At 62.3% G+C, this 19230-nt stretch carries 22 protein-coding genes, 3 pseudogenes and 1 other annotated feature; of the genes and pseudogenes, 12 read left to right on the top strand and 13 right to left on the bottom strand.

Translation table 11 applies throughout. The features are described 5' to 3' along the window. From CN311_RS33010 to ubiA, 3 genes are all read right to left on the bottom strand, one after another. Nucleotides 1-180, bottom strand: a 180-nt coding sequence (locus CN311_RS33010) for a hypothetical protein (RefSeq protein ID WP_208866545.1), incomplete at its 3' end; no start/stop codon positions are given. Beyond that, nucleotides 180-407: a DUF3606 domain-containing protein gene (locus CN311_RS20440; RefSeq protein ID WP_097575528.1), complete on the bottom strand. Its 228-nt coding sequence runs from the start codon at nt 405-407 to the stop codon at nt 180-182. The genes CN311_RS33010 and CN311_RS20440, both read right to left, overlap by 1 nt. Nucleotides 408-554: 147 nt before the next feature. Continuing rightward, nucleotides 555-1538 carry a 4-hydroxybenzoate octaprenyltransferase gene (gene ubiA / locus CN311_RS20435; RefSeq protein ID WP_097575527.1) on the bottom strand — a complete coding sequence of 328 codons (984 nt, stop codon included), beginning with the start codon at nt 1536-1538 and terminating at the stop codon, nt 555-557. 181 nt (nt 1539-1719) lie between these two features. On the opposite strand from ubiA, the gene CN311_RS20430 reads away from it, so the two are divergent. Both CN311_RS20430 and purD read left to right on the top strand, forming a co-directional pair. Beyond that, entirely contained in the window at nt 1720-2517 is a 798-nt protein-coding gene (locus CN311_RS20430) for a phytanoyl-CoA dioxygenase family protein (RefSeq protein ID WP_097575526.1), read from the top strand. Between the two features lie 131 nt (nt 2518-2648). Further along, complete coding sequence (gene purD / locus CN311_RS20425; protein WP_097575531.1) at nt 2649-3929, top strand: phosphoribosylamine--glycine ligase; 1281 nt, start codon at nt 2649-2651, stop codon at nt 3927-3929. Between the two features lie 19 nt (nt 3930-3948). Here purD and CN311_RS20420 read toward each other — a convergent pair. Then, nucleotides 3949-4140 (bottom strand): annotated as a pseudogene (locus CN311_RS20420) (alpha-glucosidase/alpha-galactosidase); the annotation flags it as partial. On the opposite strand from CN311_RS20420, the pseudogene CN311_RS20415 reads away from it, so the two are divergent. Then, nucleotides 4135-4278, top strand: a pseudogene (locus tag CN311_RS20415) (AraC family transcriptional regulator); the annotation flags it as partial. The pseudogenes CN311_RS20420 and CN311_RS20415 sit on opposite strands and share 6 nt — an antisense overlap. A 9-nt stretch (nt 4279-4287) precedes the next feature. Here the strand turns inward: CN311_RS20415 and CN311_RS20410 are convergent. Next, a complete protein-coding gene (locus CN311_RS20410; RefSeq protein ID WP_097575525.1) occupies nt 4288-5394 on the bottom strand; it encodes a glycoside hydrolase family 25 protein in 1107 nt (368 codons plus the stop codon). 240 nt (nt 5395-5634) lie between these two features. On the opposite strand from CN311_RS20410, the gene CN311_RS20405 reads away from it, so the two are divergent. Next, entirely contained in the window at nt 5635-6192 is a 558-nt protein-coding gene (locus tag CN311_RS20405) for a hypothetical protein (protein ID WP_133117223.1), read from the top strand. A 6-nt stretch (nt 6193-6198) separates the two neighbouring features. On the opposite strand, the gene CN311_RS20400 is transcribed toward CN311_RS20405, so the two are convergent. Further along, nucleotides 6199-6435: a hypothetical protein gene (locus CN311_RS20400; protein ID WP_097575530.1), complete on the bottom strand. Its 237-nt coding sequence runs from the start codon at nt 6433-6435 to the stop codon at nt 6199-6201. Between the two features lie 204 nt (nt 6436-6639). On the opposite strand from CN311_RS20400, the gene CN311_RS20395 reads away from it, so the two are divergent. Beyond that, on the top strand, nt 6640-8406 hold the full coding sequence (locus tag CN311_RS20395) for an acyl-CoA dehydrogenase family protein (RefSeq protein ID WP_097575523.1): 1767 nt from the start codon (nt 6640-6642) through the stop codon (nt 8404-8406). 32 nt (nt 8407-8438) lie between these two features. Next, nucleotides 8439-9194 (top strand): crotonase/enoyl-CoA hydratase family protein, encoded by a 756-nt coding sequence (locus tag CN311_RS20390; RefSeq protein ID WP_097575522.1) that lies wholly within the window; start codon nt 8439-8441, stop codon nt 9192-9194. 42 nt (nt 9195-9236) lie between these two features. On the opposite strand, the gene CN311_RS20385 is transcribed toward CN311_RS20390, so the two are convergent. From CN311_RS20385 to pdxH, 3 genes are all read right to left on the bottom strand, one after another. Next, complete coding sequence (locus CN311_RS20385) at nt 9237-9530, bottom strand: type II toxin-antitoxin system RelE/ParE family toxin (protein WP_097575521.1); 294 nt, start codon at nt 9528-9530, stop codon at nt 9237-9239. Next, nucleotides 9527-9772, bottom strand: coding sequence for a CopG family ribbon-helix-helix protein (locus CN311_RS20380; protein ID WP_097575529.1), 246 nt, complete (start codon nt 9770-9772; stop codon nt 9527-9529). The genes CN311_RS20385 and CN311_RS20380 overlap by 4 nt, the downstream gene beginning before the upstream one ends. Nucleotides 9773-9838: 66 nt before the next feature. Next, the gene (pdxH, locus tag CN311_RS20375) at nt 9839-10456 is read right to left on the bottom strand and encodes a pyridoxamine 5'-phosphate oxidase (RefSeq protein WP_097575520.1); all 618 of its coding nucleotides are present in this window, start codon (nt 10454-10456) and stop codon (nt 9839-9841) included. 41 nt (nt 10457-10497) lie between these two features. Here pdxH and CN311_RS20370 point away from each other — a divergent pair, with 41 nt between their 5' ends. The 4 genes from CN311_RS20370 to CN311_RS20355 all read left to right on the top strand — a co-directional run bounded on the left by CN311_RS20370 (nt 10498) and on the right by CN311_RS20355 (nt 13558). Further along, a complete protein-coding gene (locus CN311_RS20370) occupies nt 10498-10974 on the top strand; it encodes an RT0821/Lpp0805 family surface protein (protein ID WP_097575519.1) in 477 nt (158 codons plus the stop codon). A gap of 100 nt (nt 10975-11074) precedes the next feature. Next, nucleotides 11075-12001, top strand: a complete 927-nt coding sequence (locus CN311_RS20365; RefSeq protein ID WP_097575518.1) for a DnaJ C-terminal domain-containing protein — start codon at nt 11075-11077, stop codon at nt 11999-12001. Between the two features lie 106 nt (nt 12002-12107). Beyond that, the gene (fabI, locus tag CN311_RS20360; protein WP_097575517.1) at nt 12108-12926 is read left to right on the top strand and encodes an enoyl-ACP reductase FabI; all 819 of its coding nucleotides are present in this window, start codon (nt 12108-12110) and stop codon (nt 12924-12926) included. Nucleotides 12927-12970: 44 nt separating this feature from the next. After that, on the top strand, nt 12971-13558 hold the full coding sequence (locus CN311_RS20355) for a histidine phosphatase family protein (RefSeq protein WP_097575516.1): 588 nt from the start codon (nt 12971-12973) through the stop codon (nt 13556-13558). A 173-nt stretch (nt 13559-13731) separates the two neighbouring features. Here CN311_RS20355 and CN311_RS32655 read toward each other — a convergent pair whose 3' ends face one another. Further along, on the bottom strand, nt 13732-13953 hold the full coding sequence (locus tag CN311_RS32655) for a hypothetical protein (RefSeq protein WP_165779777.1): 222 nt from the start codon (nt 13951-13953) through the stop codon (nt 13732-13734). On the opposite strand from CN311_RS32655, the gene CN311_RS20350 reads away from it, so the two are divergent. After that, nucleotides 13943-14473: a rhomboid family intramembrane serine protease gene (locus tag CN311_RS20350; protein WP_208866544.1), complete on the top strand. Its 531-nt coding sequence runs from the start codon at nt 13943-13945 to the stop codon at nt 14471-14473. The genes CN311_RS32655 and CN311_RS20350 overlap by 11 nt on opposite strands. Before the next feature lie 346 nt (nt 14474-14819). After that, nucleotides 14820-14875, top strand: a sequence feature (sul1 is cis-regulatory element that is thought to sense ions involved in sulfur or methionine metabolism; They are found in Alphaproteobacteria). Between the two features lie 62 nt (nt 14876-14937). Continuing rightward, nucleotides 14938-16422 carry a SulP family inorganic anion transporter gene (locus CN311_RS20345; RefSeq protein WP_097575514.1) on the top strand — a complete coding sequence of 495 codons (1485 nt, stop codon included), beginning with the start codon at nt 14938-14940 and terminating at the stop codon, nt 16420-16422. Nucleotides 16423-16510: 88 nt separating this feature from the next. On the opposite strand, the pseudogene CN311_RS20340 reads toward CN311_RS20345, so the two are convergent. The 3 genes and pseudogenes from CN311_RS20340 to CN311_RS32650 all read right to left on the bottom strand — a co-directional run. Continuing rightward, nucleotides 16511-16624 (bottom strand): annotated as a pseudogene (locus CN311_RS20340) (DUF1344 domain-containing protein); the annotation flags it as partial. Between the two features lie 53 nt (nt 16625-16677). Next, nucleotides 16678-18894 (bottom strand): glycosyltransferase family 1 protein, encoded by a 2217-nt coding sequence (locus CN311_RS20335; RefSeq protein WP_097575512.1) that lies wholly within the window; start codon nt 18892-18894, stop codon nt 16678-16680. Continuing rightward, nucleotides 18891-19230: hypothetical protein (locus tag CN311_RS32650; RefSeq protein WP_165779775.1), on the bottom strand; the 340-nt coding region annotated here is incomplete at its 5' end. The genes CN311_RS32650 and CN311_RS20335, both read right to left, overlap by 4 nt.

Raw genomic sequence — 19230 nt, 5'->3', positions numbered from 1 at the left:
GCCGAGGCCAAATGTGGAAGCCATCGAATACGCCACTATCCCAATCGCCAAGTAACTGTCGTCGCCCGAAGGCAAAAGGTCTGCGAAGGAGCCAAAAGCGACCAGCCAACCTGCCACAAAGAGCCCGATCATTGCTCCCGTCGCAAGATTTTTAATCACAAATACCACCAGTTGAGGCATCAATCGCGCTCCCACCTTGCCTGCTGGCGCTTACGGAGCTGGGCTCGGTCAAAGCGCTTCAGCGCGGCTTCGAGCACCGTACGGCGGCTTCCATATCGCCTCATAAGGGTGTGCACCTGGGCGGCCGTGATGCCGTTTTGCCTCGCGAAACACTCAATCACATAAGGCTCGCTTCCCGACAGGAGATCTCTGTCACGAGCATGGCGCATATCAATCTCGTAAGTCATCCTTACTGCCTTGAGGCTAGTTCACCGATTGCTTGATTAACGCAAGACATTGGATTCGGTTGCCCGTCACGTCTTGCCTGGGGTCAGTTCCCTGGTGAACTGCCTGGATGTGTCGATGCATGCGGCTGATGGGATCTTCGCGCGCTGCTAGACGAGCGGCTTCAGCGCCACCCACATCGCGCCACCGATCAGGCCGAGAAAGATCAGCCAGCCGACCTGGTTGTTCGACTGGAACAGCTTGAGGCACTGGTCCGGATCGTCGATGTCCAGCCTGGCGATCTGCCGCGCCATATGGGCGCCGGCGGCGATCAGCCCGGCCAGCGCCGGCACCGGCGCCTGCGCCGAGGCGAAGGCGATGGCGAAGCAGACCAGCGCGCCGCCATAGAGCCCCACGAGCCAGGTCTTGGTGTTTTCGCCGAACAGGCGCGCGGTCGAGCGCACGCCGACGATGGCGTCGTCCTCCTTGTCCTGATGCGCGTAGATCGTGTCGTAGCCGATCACCCACAGGATCGAGCCGATATAGAGCATGATGGCCGGGCCATCGAGATCGCCGAACTCGACCGCCCATCCCATCAGCGCACCCCAGGAAAAGGCAAGGCCGAGAACCAGTTGCGGCCAGTTGGTGAATCGCTTCATGAATGGGTAGACGGCGACGATGACGAGCGAAACGATGCCGAGCGGGATGGCGAAGGCGTTGAACTGCAAAAGCACCGCCAGCCCGACCAGTGCCTGAAGGGCGACAAACGCCCAAGCCTGCCGGCGCGTGATCTTTCCCGCCGGCAATGGCCGCGAACGCGTGCGTTCCACCTGGTTGTCGATGTCCTCGTCGACCACGTCGTTATAGGTGCAGCCGGCGCCACGCATGGCGATGGCGCCGATCAGGAACAGCAGGAGATACCACGGCGCCGGCAACAGCGTCAGCAGTGGATCCGAGGGGCGGGGATAGGCGCTCGCGGCAAGGGCTGCCGACCACCAGCACGGCCACAGCAGCAGCTGCCAGCCTATCGGCCGGTCCCACCTTGCAAGCTGCGCATAGGGCCACAGCCAGCGCGGCAGCACCCGATAGACCCAATGGCCGCTCGGCGCATCGGCGACGCGTCCCTGGGCTGCTTTCGATTGGATGTTTTCCATCCCGCTGAAGTGGCAGCAGCGATGAAAGCCGTCAAGCGTCAAGCCGAATGGCCATGATGTGAAACATCGTTACGGCCATCCTCTCGCAACGAGCGCCAGCGCCGCATTCGACGGCTGCTGATCGATGTTTACCTGTCGTGCACCGACTGCGATAGTTGGCCATCCCCCGTAGGAGAACGCGATGGCCTCCCAGCATGAGATCGACGCCGAAACCATAGAAGACTATCAGCGCGATGGCGCCGTCTGCATCCGCGGTGCTTTCAAGGATTGGGTCGACACGATTGCCGCCGGCATCGAGCGCAACATCGAGAACCGCAGCGCCACCGCTTCCGATATCGCCAATGGCCGCGGCAGTTTCTTCGACGACTATTGCAACTGGGAGCGCATTCCCGAATTCGTCAAGGTGGTCCGGGAATCACCAGCGGCCGAACTGGCGGCGGCGGTGATGCAATCGCGCACCGCGCAGTTCTTCCACGATCACGTTCTGGTCAAGGAACCCGGCACGCAGAAGCCGACGCCATGGCATCAGGACATCCCTTATTACTTCGTCGACGGGCGGCAAACGGTCAGCTTCTGGATCCCGATCGATCCGGTCAAGGAAGCGACGTTGCGCGTGATTGCCGGCTCGCACAAATGGGACAGGATGATCCTGCCGGTGCGCTGGCTCGACGACAGCAATTTCTACGCCGCCGAGGGCGACTATCTGCCGGTGCCCGATCCCGACCAGGATCCCGGCATGGAGGTTCTCGAATGGGAAATGCAACCGGGCGACGCCATCCTGTTCGACTTCAGGACCGCGCATGGCGCCCGCGGCAACATGACTGCGGCGCGGCGCCGCGCGCTGTCGCTGCGCTGGGTCGGCGACGATGCGCGCTATGTCGAGCGGCCCGGCCGCACCTCTCCTCCTTACCCAGGCCACGACATGAAGCCCGGACAAAAACTGCGCGAGGATTGGTTCCCGGTCGTCTTTCGCAGCTGATCGCGCCGCGCTCACCGAAGATTGATGTCTGACGTTCCCGTGCGCAACCGCGCTGATGCTGCCCAAATGTCTTGACCAGCCGTGCGAGGCGCAATAGCGCAGTCCCTGTTGTGGAATGAAGGAACATGGGCATGCGCGTTTTGTTGATCGGCTCCGGTGGCCGCGAACATGCCCTGGCCTGGAAGATCGGGGCCTCGCCGCTTTTGACCAAACTTTATGCCGCACCCGGCAATCCGGGCATCGGCAGCGACGCCGAGCTGGTCAAGCTCGACATTGCCGATCATGCCGCGGTCGCCGCCTTCTGCCAGGAGAAGAAAATCGATCTTGTCGTCGTTGGTCCGGAAGGACCGCTGGTCGCCGGCATTGCCGATGATTTGCGCGCCGCGGGTATCCGGGTCTTCGGTCCGTCCAGGGCGGCAGCACGGCTTGAAGGCTCCAAGGGCTTCACCAAGGACCTCTGCGCCAAATACGATATCCCGACGGCTGCCTATGGCCGCTTCGGCGATCTGGCGTCGGCCAGGGTCTATGTCCAGACCATGGGCGCGCCGATCGTCATCAAGGCCGACGGGCTGGCGGCCGGCAAGGGCGTTACCGTCGCCATGACACTGCCCGAAGCGCTGGCTGCGCTCGATGCCTGTTTCGACGGCTCCTTCGGGCAGGCAGGCGCCGAAGTGGTGGTCGAGGAGTTCCTCACCGGTGAGGAGGCGAGTTTCTTCTGCCTGTGCGACGGCGTCACCGCGCTGCCGTTCGGCACCGCTCAGGATCACAAGCGTGTCGGCGACGGTGACACCGGCCCGAACACCGGCGGCATGGGCGCCTATTCGCCAGCCCCGGTGATGACGCCGGAGATGATCGACCGCACCATGCGCGAGATCATCGAGCCGACCATGCGCGGCATGGCCGAAACAGGCGCGCCGTTTTCCGGCGTGCTGTTTGCCGGGCTGATGATCACGGACAAGGGGCCGAAGCTGATCGAATACAACACCCGCTTCGGCGACCCGGAATGCCAGGTGCTGATGATGCGGCTGAAGGACGATCTCCTGGTGCTGCTCAACGCCGCCGTCGACGGTCAGCTTGCGCACACCTCCATACGCTGGCGCGAAGAGGCAGCGCTGACCGTGGTGATGGCGGCGAGGGGCTATCCCGGTACGCCGGAAAAGGGTTCGGTCATTCGCGGCGTCGAAGAGGCGGCTGGTGACGGCGTCGAGATATTCCATGCCGGCACGGCCATCAACGGCGGCGCGCTGGTCGCCAATGGCGGTCGCGTGCTCAACGTCACGGCGCTCGGCAAGACGGTCGGCGAGGCGCAGAAGAAGGCCTACGCCGGGCTCGACCGGATCGATTGGCCGCAAGGCTTTTGCCGCCGCGACATCGGCTGGCAGGCCGTGGCGCGCGAAAAAGCTGGCTCCTGATCCCAGCCTGTTGGAGCGATCAGGCCGCCTCGGTCTTGGCGCGCGTTCTTGCCCATGCCGGCAGCCAGTCGCCATGAGCGGCGAGCAGATCATCGACCAGCGACCATATCTGGTCGAGGTCGAGCTCGGCCGCGGTATGCGGATCCATCATCGCCGCGTGGTAGAGGTGTTCGCGATTTTCCGTGATCAGCGCCCGCACCGTCAGTTCCTGCCGGTGAAGGAAGTCGCCATCATGTGCGGCTTCGAGGATGCGAATTATTTTTCGAAGGTCTTTCGCCGCTGCTACGGCATTACGCCCAGTCAGTTCCGCACCACCGGCATGTACGCCAGCATGGGAAGCCGCCGTTGATCCGATGCTTCAACGCAGGCCGCGGTCGGACTCGGTCGAGGCGGTGCTGAGCGTATCGCCTCGGGCAGGCGCGGCCTCAAAGGGGGATGCGACGCGCATTTCCTTCCGTGCCCAGGCCACATACTCGGCGATCCCGCGCGGCTGACGCGTCGCCGCCATCACCGCGGGCATTTGAAAGCCGCTGCGGAATCTGACCCAGCGCGCGCTGAACACCGAAACCATTTCGTCGAAGCTCGGCGGCGTCGCCACGGTGGCGTAGGTGATGGTGACATTGCCCGCGAGTGCGGCCTCACGCGAGAGAGGCACTGGTATCGAGGCCAGGTAATCCGGCTGCATGTCGATCAGGCCGCCAAAGGGCCATTGCGCGCGCAGTGTCGCGGCATCCATAGGCGCGACGTTGACGTCGATGTCGGTGGGTGTGCCGGCGACCCGGTACGGGCAGCGGAAGCGGCCGCAATTCGCTTTCGCCGAAAACTGCCACAGCGCGTAGCCTTGCCAGTTGCCCATCGGAAAGTGCACGCCGATGTCGGGCTTGTAGCGCGCATACCAGAGCGGCAGCCGCGACAGCAGCCGGTACTGGTACCTGTTGTCGGCGATGTGTCCGGCGGTCATGCCGTTCGTGTAGAGCACCGGAAAGCGGCCGATCCGCCGATGCACCTGGCGCACGAATTCCTCGGCATCCTCGAGTGACATCCATTGCGTGGGATCGTCATCCTCGATGTCGAGGGCAAGCAGGTCGTCCGGTCCGGGTTGGGCGAAATCGATGAAATTATTGGCCTGTCCGATCGGATTGCCGGGGCGGGCGAGATGATAGGCGCCCCACTTCAGGCCGAGCGCCTTGGCCACCACCTTGCGCGTCTGGAACAGTTCGCGCGCCACCGCATAACGCTTCCACAGCGTCTTGCAGAGCCGCGCCTCGGTCTCGTCGCCGAAACAGGAATAGGGGGGCGGCATCCCGTCGGACGCCTTGTTGATGAAGCCGACGATCCGCTTGTCGGTGGCAAGCTGGCCCCAGTCGATGGGATTGTACTCGTAGGCGTCGACGACCAGTGCCCGGTCGGCATTCTTCCACGGCTCGGAGAAATCCGAGGCCTTTGCCGCCGGCGTCAGCGCCATCGCAGCCGTGATGGCAAGAAGCGCTAAACGGCGAAGAGGGTGCGCCGGCTTTTTCAAACAGGGAATCCCCGCTGACCAAACACCGATCCTGAACCGCCATGGTTAACGAAATGCTTTCGCCAAATGGCGCTGGCCAAATCAGTATTGGACATTCGCAATTGTGTCTGTCTGCTTCTGTTTGGACTTTTAGTGCTCTTGACTGAGACGCGGTCCATCATGTGGCACCTGAGGGGTTGAAATATGCAATTCCACCTTATTTTCGATGGGAACTTACCACCACGCGGCAAGTCGGCCACTCTTGAAAGAATCCATGACGTCCGCATGGTGATACATCCGCAGATGGAAGCTCTGTGGTCGCTCCAGCCGTTAAAGAATAATGATTGGCTGAGGTCACGATCCGAGAGCAATCTCGGTGTCCTTGAGGTTCGAAACGGATTTGAATTCGCGCCACTAATCTCCACGTCGGTTGGGTTGCTTGCCGAGATTAACGTTACGATTCTGAGAAATCGCCATTCAAATGACCGCCAGGGAATTCACGGTGATATTGACAATCGCGTCAAGACTTTATTCGACGCATTGCGAATTCCGACATTAGGAGAAATAAACGTTCTTTCCGAAAAGGGTGTTATTTTTCATGAGAGGACATTCTGTCTGCTTCAGGATGATGACTTGGTTACGAAGCTGACAGTCGAGACCGATCGCTGGCTGGGCGTTCCACCTCACCAAACTCTTGCCATCATACGTGTAGCTATCAAGGCCAGCACTGTAACAATGGACAACCTCGATCTGCTAAGCTGACGAGGGTCATCGGCGAAGCAACAATCGAACCTCGAACGGGTCGGGCGCCGGCGCTTGCGGCAGCGTCCCCTCGGCCGCGCGCTTGCGATGATGGGCCAGCGAACAGCGCGGCGAACACAAGATGCCACGGTCCGACCAGTAGGCGGCGCCGTTTTCGATCATGCCCTTATGATAGGAAAAGCCTGTCGATCGATAGGGCAGGCCGCATTCGATGCAGCGATAGGCGTCAGGTCTGGCCAGCATGGCGCGGTTCCGATCCAGGGTCATACGCGGGACGAACTTGATCCGACTTTGGCAAATTTAACGTGCGCTGCGGCATTTGCAAAATCCGCGTGACAAAAGTTGACGTTTACGTAAAACGAAGATGGAGGAGCGACCCAAAGACCGATGGTTTTGTGTCGCCTGCGGTCTTAGGTTGACCCGCCAGTTTGAGGAGGACAAAGCGGCATGTATCGGGCACCGATCGAGGATATCGCCTTCACGTTGAAGCACGTCGCCGGCCTGAAGCCGGCGCTCGACGCCGGCACTTTCGGCGAACTCGGCGAGGACCTGGTCGATGCCATTCTGGCGGAGGCCGGCCGCTTCGCCAGCGAGGAGGTGGCGCCGCTCTACAAGGTCGGTGACGAACAGGGGGCTGTGCTGAAGGATGCGGCCGTGACCATGCCGCCCGGCTGGAAGGCGCTTTATCGCCGCTGGATCGATGGCGGTTGGAACGCGCTGTCGGCGCCGGAAGAATTCGGCGGTCAGGGCCTGCCGACCATGCTCGGCGTTGCCGCGCTCGAAATGTGGAACTCCGCCGCCATGGCCTTCGGCGTGGGTCCGACGCTGACCATGGGCGCGGTCGAAGCGCTCGACAAGCATGCGTCGCGGGAACTGAAGGCGAGATACCTGGAAAAGCTCGTCTCCGGCGAATGGATGGGCACGATGAACCTGACCGAGCCGCAGGCGGGCTCGGATCTGAATGCCTTGCGCGCCCGCGCCGAGCCGGCCGGCGACGGCACCTATCGTATCTTCGGCCAGAAGATATTCATCACCTATGGCGAGCACGATCTCACCGACAACATCGTCCATCTGGTGCTGGCGCGGCTGCCCGACGCGCCGGCCGGCACGCGGGGCATTTCGCTGTTCCTGGTGCCGAAATTCCTGGTTGGCGACGATGGCACGCTCGGCGCACGCAACGACGTCTTCTGCTCCGGACTGGAACACAAGCTCGGTATCCACGCCTCGCCGACTTGCACCATGATCTATGGCGATGGTTTCGAAGGCGCGTCGCCTGGCGCGATCGGCTGGCTGGTCGGCGAGGAGAACAAGGGCCTCGCCTGCATGTTCACCATGATGAACAATGCCCGCCTTGCCATTGGCATGCAGGGCGTCGCGGTCGCCGAGATGGCGACGCAGAAGGCGATTGCCTATGCCAATGAACGCCGGCAAGGCAAGACTGCGAGCTATGGCGGGCCTGGCATGGCGCCGATCGTTCATCATCCGGATGTGCAGCGCAATCTCTTGACCATGAAGGCGCTGACGCAGATTGCGCGGTCCATCAGCTATTCCTGCGCGCATGCCATCGATTGCGCGCGCGTCTCGCACGGCGACGCCGCGCATTGGCGCGACCGCGCCAATCTGCTGACGCCGCTGGCCAAGGCCTTTTCCACCGATATCGGCGTCGAGGTCGCCTCGCTTGGGGTGCAGGTGCATGGCGGCATGGGGTTCATCGAGGAGACGGGCGCGGCGGCACTTTATCGCGACGCGCGCATCGCCCCGATCTACGAAGGCACCAACGGCATCCAGGCGATCGATCTGGTGGCGCGCAAATTGCCGCTCGGCGGCGGCGAGCACGTGCATGGCTACATCGCCGAACTGAAAGCGGTCGCCAGTTCCGTGCGAACCTCGAACCTCAGGGGTTTCGGCCGCACGGCCGACAGCCTCGACCAGGCACTGGACGACCTCACCGAGGTGACGCGCTTCCTGCAAAAGCTGCTCGCCGATGGTCGTTCGGACGCGGCGCTGGCCGGCGCCACGCCCTATCTCAGGCTGTTCTCGCTTGCCGCCGGTGGCGTCTATCTGGCGCGCGGCGGGCTTGCCGACCAAACCCGCGTGCCGCTGTGCCGCTTCTTTGCCGAAAACCTGCTTGGCGAGGTGCGCGCGCTGAACGAGCGCGTCATTGGCGGCGCCGACAGCCTTGCCGATGCCGGCAAGGCGCTGATTTCCGCCTGAATTTTCCGCTCTGACGTTCACAAGGAAAAACCGTGACAGACCATATCCTCGTCGAGCGCCAGGGCGCCATCCAGATCATCCGCATGAACCGCCCGGACAAGAAGAATGCGCTGACACGCGCCATGTACGCGAGAATGTCGGCTGCCCTTGTCGAGGGCGACGCCGATCCGGCGGTCCGCGTCCATGTCTTTCTGGGCGTACCCGGCGCCTTCTCGTCCGGCAACGACCTTGCCGATTTCATGGTTGTCGCCACCGGCGGCGAGGGCGGCACCGAGGTCTGGGATTTCCTGATGGCGCTGGCCAAAGTGGAAAAACCCATGGTGTCCGGCGTCGACGGCATCGCCGTCGGTATCGGCACCACGCTCAATTTGCATTGCGACCTGACCTTCGCCACGCCGCGCACTGTGTTCCGCACGCCCTTCGTCGATCTCGGCCTGGTGCCTGAGGCAGGGTCCAGCCTGCTTGCGCCGCAGGTGCTCGGCCGGCAAGGCGCCTTCGCGCTGCTTGGCCTCGGCGAAGGCTTTTCCGCCGAGCGCGCCAAGGCCGCCGGGCTGATCTACGAGGTGGTCGCGGAAGGGGCGCTCGAAGCCTCGGTTCTGGCCGCCGCCGCCCAGATCGCCGCCAAGCCGCCGCAGGCGCTGAAGATCGCGCGCGACCTGATGCGCGGCTCCCGCGAGGACCTTGTCGCTCGCATCGGCGAGGAGAGCGAGCATTTCCGCGAACGGTTGAAATCCGACGAGGCCCGCGCGGCGCTGACGGCCTTCATGACCAGGAAGAAGGCGGGCTGAGGCGGAGTCGCCTGATGCGGCGGACCTGGGTGCCGGGTGATTTTACAGGGTTTGCGGCCACCGTTGGGCGGCGTGCATGACGGTGAGGATTTCGACAGTCTCGCCGTTGACGTGATAGGGGATGATATATGAGATATCAACCAAAACGAGCTCCCTCGTCGCTTTGATGCGCCCGATGCGCCCCATAGCCGGTTGTTCGGCGAGATGTTCCGCCGCCGTCACGATGCGCGCAATGACTCGGGCGGCCGCTTCAGGGTTGTCCTTCTCGATATGTGCGCCGATTTCGTCAAGCCGGCGCAGCGCTCGCTTGGTCCAGCGGATTCTTTTGCGGCTCATGCTTGGCGGGCGGACTTGACATATTTCCCGACAACAGTGGCCACATCACGATCACTGGCAAAATCGCCGCGCTCGGCTTCGGCCAACCCGGCCTCTATCTCAGCGAGTTGCCATTCCTCACGGGCGACAAAGTCCTCAATGGCTTGGGCGGCCACATAGGAGCGCGAACGGTCAAGCTTTTCGGCAAGCTGGTCAAGCCTGTTTGCGGTTTTGTCCGGAACGCGCACGGTAAAGGCGGTCATGGTCATAACTTTCATTTGGTTCACTAGGATTATTTGTGAACCAACATGGTTCGTCAAGGTTACCTCTCAGGGATAAAGCCGCGTCTTGTTCCAACCGCCTTGGGCGTCACGCGAAAAGACGATGCGGTCGTGCAGCCGAAACGGCCGGTCGTGCCAGAACTCGATCGTTTGCGGCACGATGCGGAAACCTGACCAGTGTTTCGGTCGCGGGATCTCGCCGATCGGATAGCGCGCGGTGTATTCGGCGACGGCCTTCTCCAGCGCGAAGCGGCTTTCCAGCGGCCGCGACTGCTTTGATGCCCAGGCGCCGATCCGGCTGCCGCGCGGACGCGTCGCATAATAGGCGTCAGCTTCCGCCTCGGTGACGATTTCCACCGGCCCGCGCACGCGCACCTGCCGGCGCAGCGATTTCCAGTGGAAGCACATCGCCGCCTTCATGCTGCCAAGAATCTCGCGGCCCTTGGCGCTCTCGAAATTCGTGTAGAAGACAAACCCGCTTTCATCGAACCCCTTGAGCAGCACCATCCGCACATCCGGCATGCCCTCGGCATCGACGGTCGCCAGCGCCACGCCGTTGGCATCGTTGATCTCGCTCTTCGTCGCGTCCTCGAGCCATGCGGCAAAAAGGCGGAACGGCTCGGCGACCTCGGTAAAGTCACCGCTTGTTAACCCGGTTTCGCTCATAGTTTTTCCAAATCTTGATCGCTGGCTGGGGAGATTGCCGATTGTCGCGTATCGCGCAAGCTTTTGACAGCAGGCAACGCAGCGTATTTGCTTCGGCCAGCGCCAAGGCCGCGACGATCGGGGCCGCGATCGTTCTGGTCGCCCTGCCGCTGGCCGCCTGCGGTGGTGGAGGCTTCAGTTTGGAGCAGGCCGAGGTCGACCGCACGATCCTGACCTCAAGCACGTCAGCCAACGCTTCGCCGGTCGATCAGGACCGCGCCTCGGACCAGACGACGATCGGCAATGCGGTATCTTCCGCCGACATCGAGCAACTCAACGGGCAGGCCGTTCCCTGGGCGAATGCCGATACCGGTTCGCGCGGCTCGATTACCGAACTGGCGGAGTCCAGGGACAGGGGCCAGACGTGCCGCCGTTTCACCGCGTCGCGCGAAAGCTTCGACGGCGTCGCTCTGTTCAAGGGCGAGGTCTGTCTGGCCGGCGCCGGCGCCTGGCGCATGCAGGACTTCAAGGCGCTCTGATTTTCAGCCATCATAATGGCCGCCCGCCACTGGAATTTCTTCCTATGCGGGCGCATATAGGTGGCAATCGTGGACTCATACTCTCTTGCAGGCAGGAAGCATGCGCGACCCCTATGAGGTGCTGGGCGTTGCCAAGAACGCATCGGCCAAGGACATAAAATCGGCGTACCGCAAACTCGCCAAGAAGCATCATCCGGACCAGAATCCGAATGATCCCAAGGCGAAGGACCGTTTTGCCGCCGCCAACCAGGCTTACGAGATCGTCGGCGACGAGAAGGCCCGCGCGGCTTTCGACCGCGGCGAGATCGACGCCGACGGCAAGCCGCGTTTCCAGGGTTTCGAGGGTGCGGCGGGCGGTGGCGATCCTTTTTCCGGCTTTCGCCGGCAGCAGGGGCCAGGCGGCTCGCGCTTCGAATTTCGCTCCGGTCGCCCCGGCGGCGATCCTTTCGACGGCAACAGCGATATCTTCAGCCAGATTTTCGGCGATGCCTTTTCGGGAGCGCGCGGCGCGGGTGCCGGCGACCGCTGGCAGGCCCAGCCGGGCGCCGACCTGAACGTGACGCTGGATATAACCATCGAGGAAGCTGCGACCGCTCAGAAGGTGACGGCGATGTTTCCCGACGGCCGCAAGATCGCCGTCAAGCTGCCGGCCTATGTCGAGGATGGCCAGACCATCCGGCTGAAGGGCCAGGGCGAGCAAGGGCCGCAACCGGGCGACGCGCTGGTCAAGATCCGCTTTCGCCGGCATCCGCGTTATCGCGTCGATGGCCGAGACCTGCATGCCGATCTGCCGGTGACGCTGGCCGATGCGGTGCTTGGCGCCAAGGTGGCGGTCGAGACCCCGACCGGCAAGCTCGCGGTCAACATCCCCGCCTGGTCGAGCTCGGACAAGGTGCTCAGGCTGAAGGGCAGGGGCCTGCCGGAAAAGGCCGGCGGTCACGGCGATCTCTATGCGCATGTGCGGCTGATGCTGCCGGAAGGCGGCGACAGCGATCTCGAAGCGCTGTTCCGCAGCCGAAAAGGCTGATCTCACGGTTTTGTCCCCCGAACTGTCCGTTTTGCACGCTTGAAGGGGCTCTGTGCCTGTGCGATAGGGCTGTCCACAAAGCAGAAATCTTGCGGAGAGCACTCACATGGCGGGTGGACAGGGCCTTATGGCCGGCAAACGCGGCCTTATCCTTGGCGTCGCCAACAACAGGTCGATCGCCTATGGCATCGCCAAGGCCTGCGCCGACCACGGCGCCGAGATCGCGCTGACCTATCAGGGCGAGGCGTTCAAGAAGCGCGTCGAGCCGCTGGCGGCCGAGCTCAACGCGCATGTCGCCGGCCATTGCGACGTCACCGACCCGGCAAGCCTCGATGCGGTGTTCGCCGATATCGCCAGGCATTGGGGCAAGCTCGACTTCCTCGTCCACGCCATCGCCTTTTCCGACAAGGACGAGCTGACCGGCCGTTATGTCGAGACGACGCGCGACAATTTCCTGCGCACCATGGACATTTCGGTGTATTCCTTCACCACCATCGCCAAGCGCGCCGAGGCGCTGATGAGCGAGGGCGGCTCGCTGCTCACGCTGACCTATTATGGCGCGGAGAAGGTGATGCCGCACTACAACGTCATGGGTGTGGCCAAGGCGGCGCTCGAAGCCAGCGTGCGCTATCTGGCCGTCGACCTCGGCGCCAGGAAGATCCGCGTCAACGCCATCTCGGCCGGGCCGATCAAGACGTTGGCCGCCTCCGGCATCGGCGATTTCCGCTACATCCTGAAGTGGAACGAATACAATTCGCCGCTGAAGCAGACGGTGACCCAGGAGGAGGTCGGCGATTCCGCCGTCTATCTCCTGTCCGACCTTTCACGCGGCGTCACCGGCGAGATCCACCATGTCGATTCCGGCTACCACGTCGTCGGCATGAAGGCCGTCGACGCACCCGACATTTCGACCGTCAAGGACTAGTTCCTTCCCTGCCTGTCTAGTCCCGACCTCACCCGGAAGACCTGATGTATCCGCTCGTCTACATCGCGCGCCACGGCCAGACCGAGTGGAACGCCGAGGCCCGGCTGCAGGGACAGGCCGACACCGACCTCAATGCGCTCGGCCGCGAGCAGGCCAGCCGCAACGGGCGCCGGCTCGCCGAATTCGTCCATAATCCCCAGGATTTCGACTTTGTCGCCAGCCCGATGCGGCGCACGCGCGAGACGATGGAGCTGATGCGCGCGGCGATGAAGCTCGATCCGCACGCCTACCGCACCGAGCCGCTGCTGGTGGAGTTGAGCTTTGGCGACTGGCAGGGTTTCACCTTTGCCGAGCTCGAGGCCAGGGATCCCGGTTCGACCAGGCAACGGCGCCTCGACAAATGGAATTTCCAGCCGCCGGGCGAGGGCGCCGAAAGCTATCAGAGGCTGCTCGAACGGGTGAAGCCGTGGTTTGAGGCACTCGATCGCCAAACGGTCTGCGTGACCCATGGCGGTGTCGTGCGCGCGCTGTTCCGCCTGGTGCTTGGGATGTCCGCGCAAGACGCGGTCAGGATGGACGTGCCGCAGGATCGCCTGCTCCGGCTGGAGGGCCGGCGCCTGGAGTGGCTTTAGGGTCCAATCGATCCGGGCGATCGAGTTTGGCTCCGTCTGAGATATTGATGGCCGCGAATAGCGGCTTTGCGCGTGGCTGACCGGCAGATGTATCGCTTCTGAAGCGGGTGTTTCGCCGGCCACGGTGAGGCGGGTCCGGAAGCGCCGGGCCTGCCGCGGCTCAAGGCCATCGATCACGTCGATCGGTTGTATTTCCGACGAACTTTCCTCTCACAATGCCCAACCAAGGGCAGTGTCAAACGCATCGCCTGACGCGGCGCAGGCACGGAGGCACCGAGGATGATCGATATATGGTTATTGCAGGTTTTTTGGATACTGGCGATCATCGCGGGATCCGGCCAGATCAGGGAACGGAACAAGCGCCTGCCGCTGTTAACCTTGTCGATGAGCGCCATACTCGCCGCATGCCTTGCCCTGCAAGTTGCTGAATCCTGGATTCTCCAGCTTGTGGAAAGGAACGCTTCGGCGATTCTTTCCGGACAATGGTGGCGCATGGGAACGGCGCTGTTTTTCCAGGAAGGATGGCTCGCCGGCGGCGTCTCCAACATTGTCGCATTGCTGGTCATCGGTGCGCTGGCCGAGCAGATGCTGGCGCGCTGGACGTGGCTTGTCGTCTATGCTGTCGGCGGGCTGGCTGCCGAAACCATTGCATTGGCATGGCAACCGGTGGGGGCCGGCAATTCGATTGCCATCAGCGCGCTGGCCGGCTTCCTGCTGGTGGCCCCGTTGTTCGACCGCTCCCGCCGGCCACTCGAGTTGAGTTGCATTGCATCGGGCGGCGGCACTATGCGCGTGCTGGCGGCAAGCGCTGTGCTTGTGCTTCTTCTGCGGCACGACATCCATGGCGCCGGCGCACTGGCCGGTGGCGTGCTGACGGTCGGCGCGGCAGCGCTCGATTTCGGGATGGCCGCCTGAACGGTGGAGCCTTCGGCTGGAGCCGAACAGGTGTGGATGACAAGTAATCCCCGGCCGCCTATGGCGCCTGCGAGTGTCTCCCGGTCCCCAGCGACCGCACGAGCCAGATACTCGTAGAGCGGCGAGCGACCGCGAGCTTCCGCACCGGCGAAGCGAACATACCAAGCTGAGATCTCGGCCAAGCCCTCGTCATCCACGTCCGCTGATCCTCGATCCCGACGTCTTACCACAGTACACGATCCACGGACCTGATTGGAGCCAGGCACGGCGTTCTTATCCAGATGCGCGGGATCGAGCGCACGACATGTTGCATTGCAGCAATGGTCTGCTATAAAAAAAACATTCGATCGGACCCGGTGTAATCCCGGGTGGCTCTTCCGGCCGCCAATCCGCCGGACAATCTTCAAAACCCGGTAGCATTCGCCTTTTGGCCGACGGGGCTTTGCTGTGCATTTCGGACTTTCATGTTTTCCTTCGATACTTTTCGCCGCGATTGGCTTTCCAACATCCGTGGCGACATACTCGCGGGCATCGTTGTCGCCTTGGCGTTAATCCCGGAGGCGATCGGTTTTTCCATCATCGCCGGTGTCGATCCCAAAGTCGGGCTCTATGCTTCATTTTCCATCGCCGTGATCATTTCAATCACCGGGGGAAGACCCGGGATGATCTCGGCAGCGACTGCTGCAACGGCCGTGCTGATGGTGTCGCTGGTGCGCGATCACGGGCTACAATACCTTCTGGCTGCGACAATCCTTGCCGGCGCGCTGCAGGTTCTCGCCGGATTTGTCCGGCTGGGCTATGTCATGCGCTTTGTTTCGCGCTCGGTTCTTACGGGCTTCGTCAACGCGCTCGCCATTCTCATCTTCATGGCGCAACTGCCTGAGTTGCTCGGCAAGTCGTGGCAGACCTACGCCATGATCGCGGCCGGGCTGGCGATCATCTACCTTTTCCCGCGCCTCACCAAGGCCATACCCTCTCCTCTCGTCTGCATCGTGGTGCTGACCGCCGCATCACTGGCGCTAGGGCTCGATGTGCGCACGGTTGGCGACCTCGGCGAACTGCCGTCGAGCCTACCGTCCTTTCTGATCCCCGACGTGCCTTACACGTTGGAGACGCTTTGGATCATTCTACCCTATTCCGTTGGTGTCGCGGCCGTCGGTTTGCTGGAAAGCCTGCTTACAGCGTCGATCGTCGATCAGATGACCGACACCAGAAGCGACAAGAACCGCGAATGCGTTGGTCAAGGCATCGCCAATTTCTGCACCGGCTTCTTGGGTGGAATGGCAGGCTGCGCCATGATCGGCCAGTCGGTGATCAACGTGAAGTCGGGTGGGCGTGGCAGGCTTTCTGCCTTTGTCGCCGGCGCCTTTCTTCTGGTCCTGCTTCTGCTGCTCAACGACTGGGTCAGGATCGTGCCGATGCCGGCCTTGGTGGCAATCATGATCATGGTGTCGATCGGCACATTTTCCTGGTCCTCCCTCAATGACCTGCGCACCCATCCGCGCCGCTCCAGCGTCGTCATGCTGGCGACCGTGATCACTGTCGTAGGCACGCATAACCTCGCGCTCGGTGTCGGCGTCGGCGTGTTGCTCTCCGGCATCTTCTTTGCGTGGAAGGTGGCGCAGATATTCAAGATCAGCTCTGAGTGCTCGCAGGACGGGCGGGTGCGGACCTACACCGTTCTGGGCCAATTGTTCTTTGCCACGGCAGGCGAATTCCTCGACGCCCTCGATTTCGGGGAGGATCTGGACCGTGTGCGTATCGACGTCTCTCACGCCCATATCTGGGACCTGACGGGAGTGGGCGCGATCGACAGGGCGGTTTTGAAATTCCGCAAGCAGAACGTGGACGTCGAGGTAGTCGGCATGAACGATGCGAGCGCCACGATCATGGACAAGTTTGCGGTTCATAACGACCCGAAGGCACTGGAGCGCGCCTTCGGCCACTGAAGTGTGCCTCTTAACCTCCCACAAGGCACGCGCCGTCGCATGCCTTCCACGACAGCGGAAGATTAGTTACAGCCTACCATGCTCGGCTTTAATCGCCATCCGGCAGTTGCATGTCGGTGACGACGTTCTCGCCATTCGTCACGTCATAGGCGATCACGATATCATCGAGGTCGGTTTCGGCGTTCAGCTTGTAGGCTTTGCCGAGGCCAACGCCATTGGATGACACGAACAGAAGTGTTCCGCTCAGCCGTGACGTCAGGCATCTTTGGTGATGTCCCAGTCGGTCCGGATGATCCTGGCATGGTCTTCTATGTAGCGCGCGATGACGTCGGCGCCGTTGGTCCAGGGGACCGCCTCGCAGCGCGCCGACATTCTTTCGCGCTCGGTGGGGTCGAGCAGTTGTTCGATGAAGCGATCAACATGCGGGAGGTCATGGTCGCGCCGCATCAGTAGGCCAAAACCGCCAAGCTCGGCCCAGCGGGCGCGGTTGAGCTGCAGGTCCATCTCGTCGCTCTCGTTGGGCACGAACAAGGTCGGCACCGCGCCAAGGATGTTCTCATGGAACGTGTTGTAGCCAGGCGCGACGACCGCGGCGTCGAATGCGCGGCTGTAGCGGAAACTCGGAAACAGCTCGACGATCCGATGCCTCGGACCGACCGGCTCGTCCGACTCGAAATCGGCGCGGATCGGCGAGCGGATATCCAGCACCAGCGTATCGGGACGATCAAGCAGGGCTTTGAGAACGCCGTTGCGGACGCTGCGCATGTCGAAATTGCTGCCTGAGCCGAGTTGCAGGGCGACGACGGTCATGCCATCGGGTATTTCGAGAAAGTTGCGCGCGGCGGCTCTGTCCAGGCGCTGATTTGGCCCCAGCAACAGCACCGGCGGAACCAACAGAACCCTATCGCGCACTTCCGAGGTGGGGCCGTGATCGAATTCATCGGCCAGTTCGCCAGGCTCGATTACAGCGTCGAAAGCGTCAGCCATCTCCAGGAACGGCCGATGTGATTCCCGCCACATCGGCCGGCGCACCCAGATCGAGAACAGGTTGGGGTCCATGGCCAGGGCTGCGACGACCCCCTCGAAGACAGCTGTCGCGTCATAGGCAAATACCGCGGGACGCAGATGGCTGATCAGGTCGAACAGTTCTTCAGCAAGCACGTCGTTCCAGTCCTCGGGCGAGGCATCGATGCCGCGGTGATGGGTCAGGAAGTGAGCGTGATAACCCTCGTCGGCTGCAATTTTCATGGCATAGGACATTGTCGCAAAGACGGGCTTCAGCCCTTGCGGCAGTCGCTGAGCGACAGCCATCTGCTGCGCAAGATGCCCCATTCCAATGCCGTTGGTCGATGTAAACAGCACCTGACGTATCGGCAAAGTCTGGATCATCGATGCTCGCACGGCCACCGAAACCCGTGGTTTTGGAATGTCGAACAACCTCTCAAGGCGTTGCGGGAAGAGCTCGGCCGAATGGTACCGGGCAACGAAGTCCCTGGCCAAGGCCGATTGCTGCGCATAGGCCTCTGCGTCGGTGATGAACTTGCCGATGACCCCCTCAACATCTCGCGGCGCCGCATAGACTGCTGCGTCACCGAACAATGGCTGGAAGTGTGCGGGCAGAATCGTGACGAGACCTACCGCGAGCGCTTCGAGGATCGTGCGGCCAAAAGCCTCCGACCAGGAATCGCTGTGGTAGTAGACATAGAAATCGAGCCCTTGGAGAAACCCGGGAATGCCGGTCCATGCAAAGGGTAGTATTTCCCAGTTGGCCGGCAGCGGACCATAGAGTTCCTGGAGGAAGGAATCGCCGCCCAGGATCCTGATGCTGTAGCGCGCTGCGTCGGCAGGATAGATGCGAAGCGCATCGGTGGCGCTGCTCGGCCATTTCAATTTATCCGGACGGGCATGGCGGCCGATGACAACCGGATTGTGCGGCGGGCCATCCGGCCTGCGGGGCCAGTCGTCGAGATCGATCAGATTAGTCCAGTTTTCCGGCAAGAGTTCCGCGACCGCAGGCAAGCGACGGGGCAAAGCATCCCGAACGATGGCGCTGACGGGGGCGAGACAAACCTTGACCCCAAACGCCCAATGGCAATTGCTGATGATGCGCGCCAGATCGTACTGCAGCTTGCCTAGCCGGTCGACCATAGGATGATGGAGAACCATGATCAGGCGCTCGGCCCGGATGCCGGTCCGCCTGGTGAAGCGGTTGGACATTATCGTCGGATGATGCAGTATGACGAGGTCGGCGTCGACCTTCATGTCCGGATCGATCCGTTCTGTCGCGCCGACACCGACTAGTGCCCGCAAGTCGGGGTGCATCGGGTTGGGGTGACGCAGCAGTGGTCCCTTCACGGCCAGCAAGCCGGTCTTGAAACCCGCGCGGGCGGTCGCTCGGATTTCCACCGCGAGCGCCGTGGATGTGCCGCCTTCGAAGCGGACATCGGCGACAAACAGAATGTCCAGCCTCATGATTTGGGCATATCCGGCGCCTTGTGGACGGATGCCGCCGGTGCTGCCCCCAGGAAACTGTCGATATTCGTGCCGTAAGCCAGCACACGGCGGGGCCGCCATTTTGCAAGAAGGAGCCCCCAGCGCTCCCGCAAATAAGCCTGCCAGGGCATGTCGGTTGCGTGCAGCCGCTGCTCCACTAATGGGGGCAGATACTCGAAAATCACGCCGTGACGGCGGAATATCGTGAAGTCCGAATTGTCGGTCAGATAGATGAGCCGATCGCTCTTTCCTGGAAGCTTGCGCTTGGTAGTAACAATGATTTCTTCGAGAAAATCAGGATTTACACCTAAAGTC

This window comes from Mesorhizobium sanjuanii (assembly GCF_002529485.1).
GTDB classification, from domain to species: domain Bacteria; phylum Pseudomonadota; class Alphaproteobacteria; order Rhizobiales; family Rhizobiaceae; genus Mesorhizobium; species Mesorhizobium sanjuanii.
Note: the sequence above shows the minus strand (reverse complement) of the source record. Positions and strands in the feature narration are given on the sequence as shown.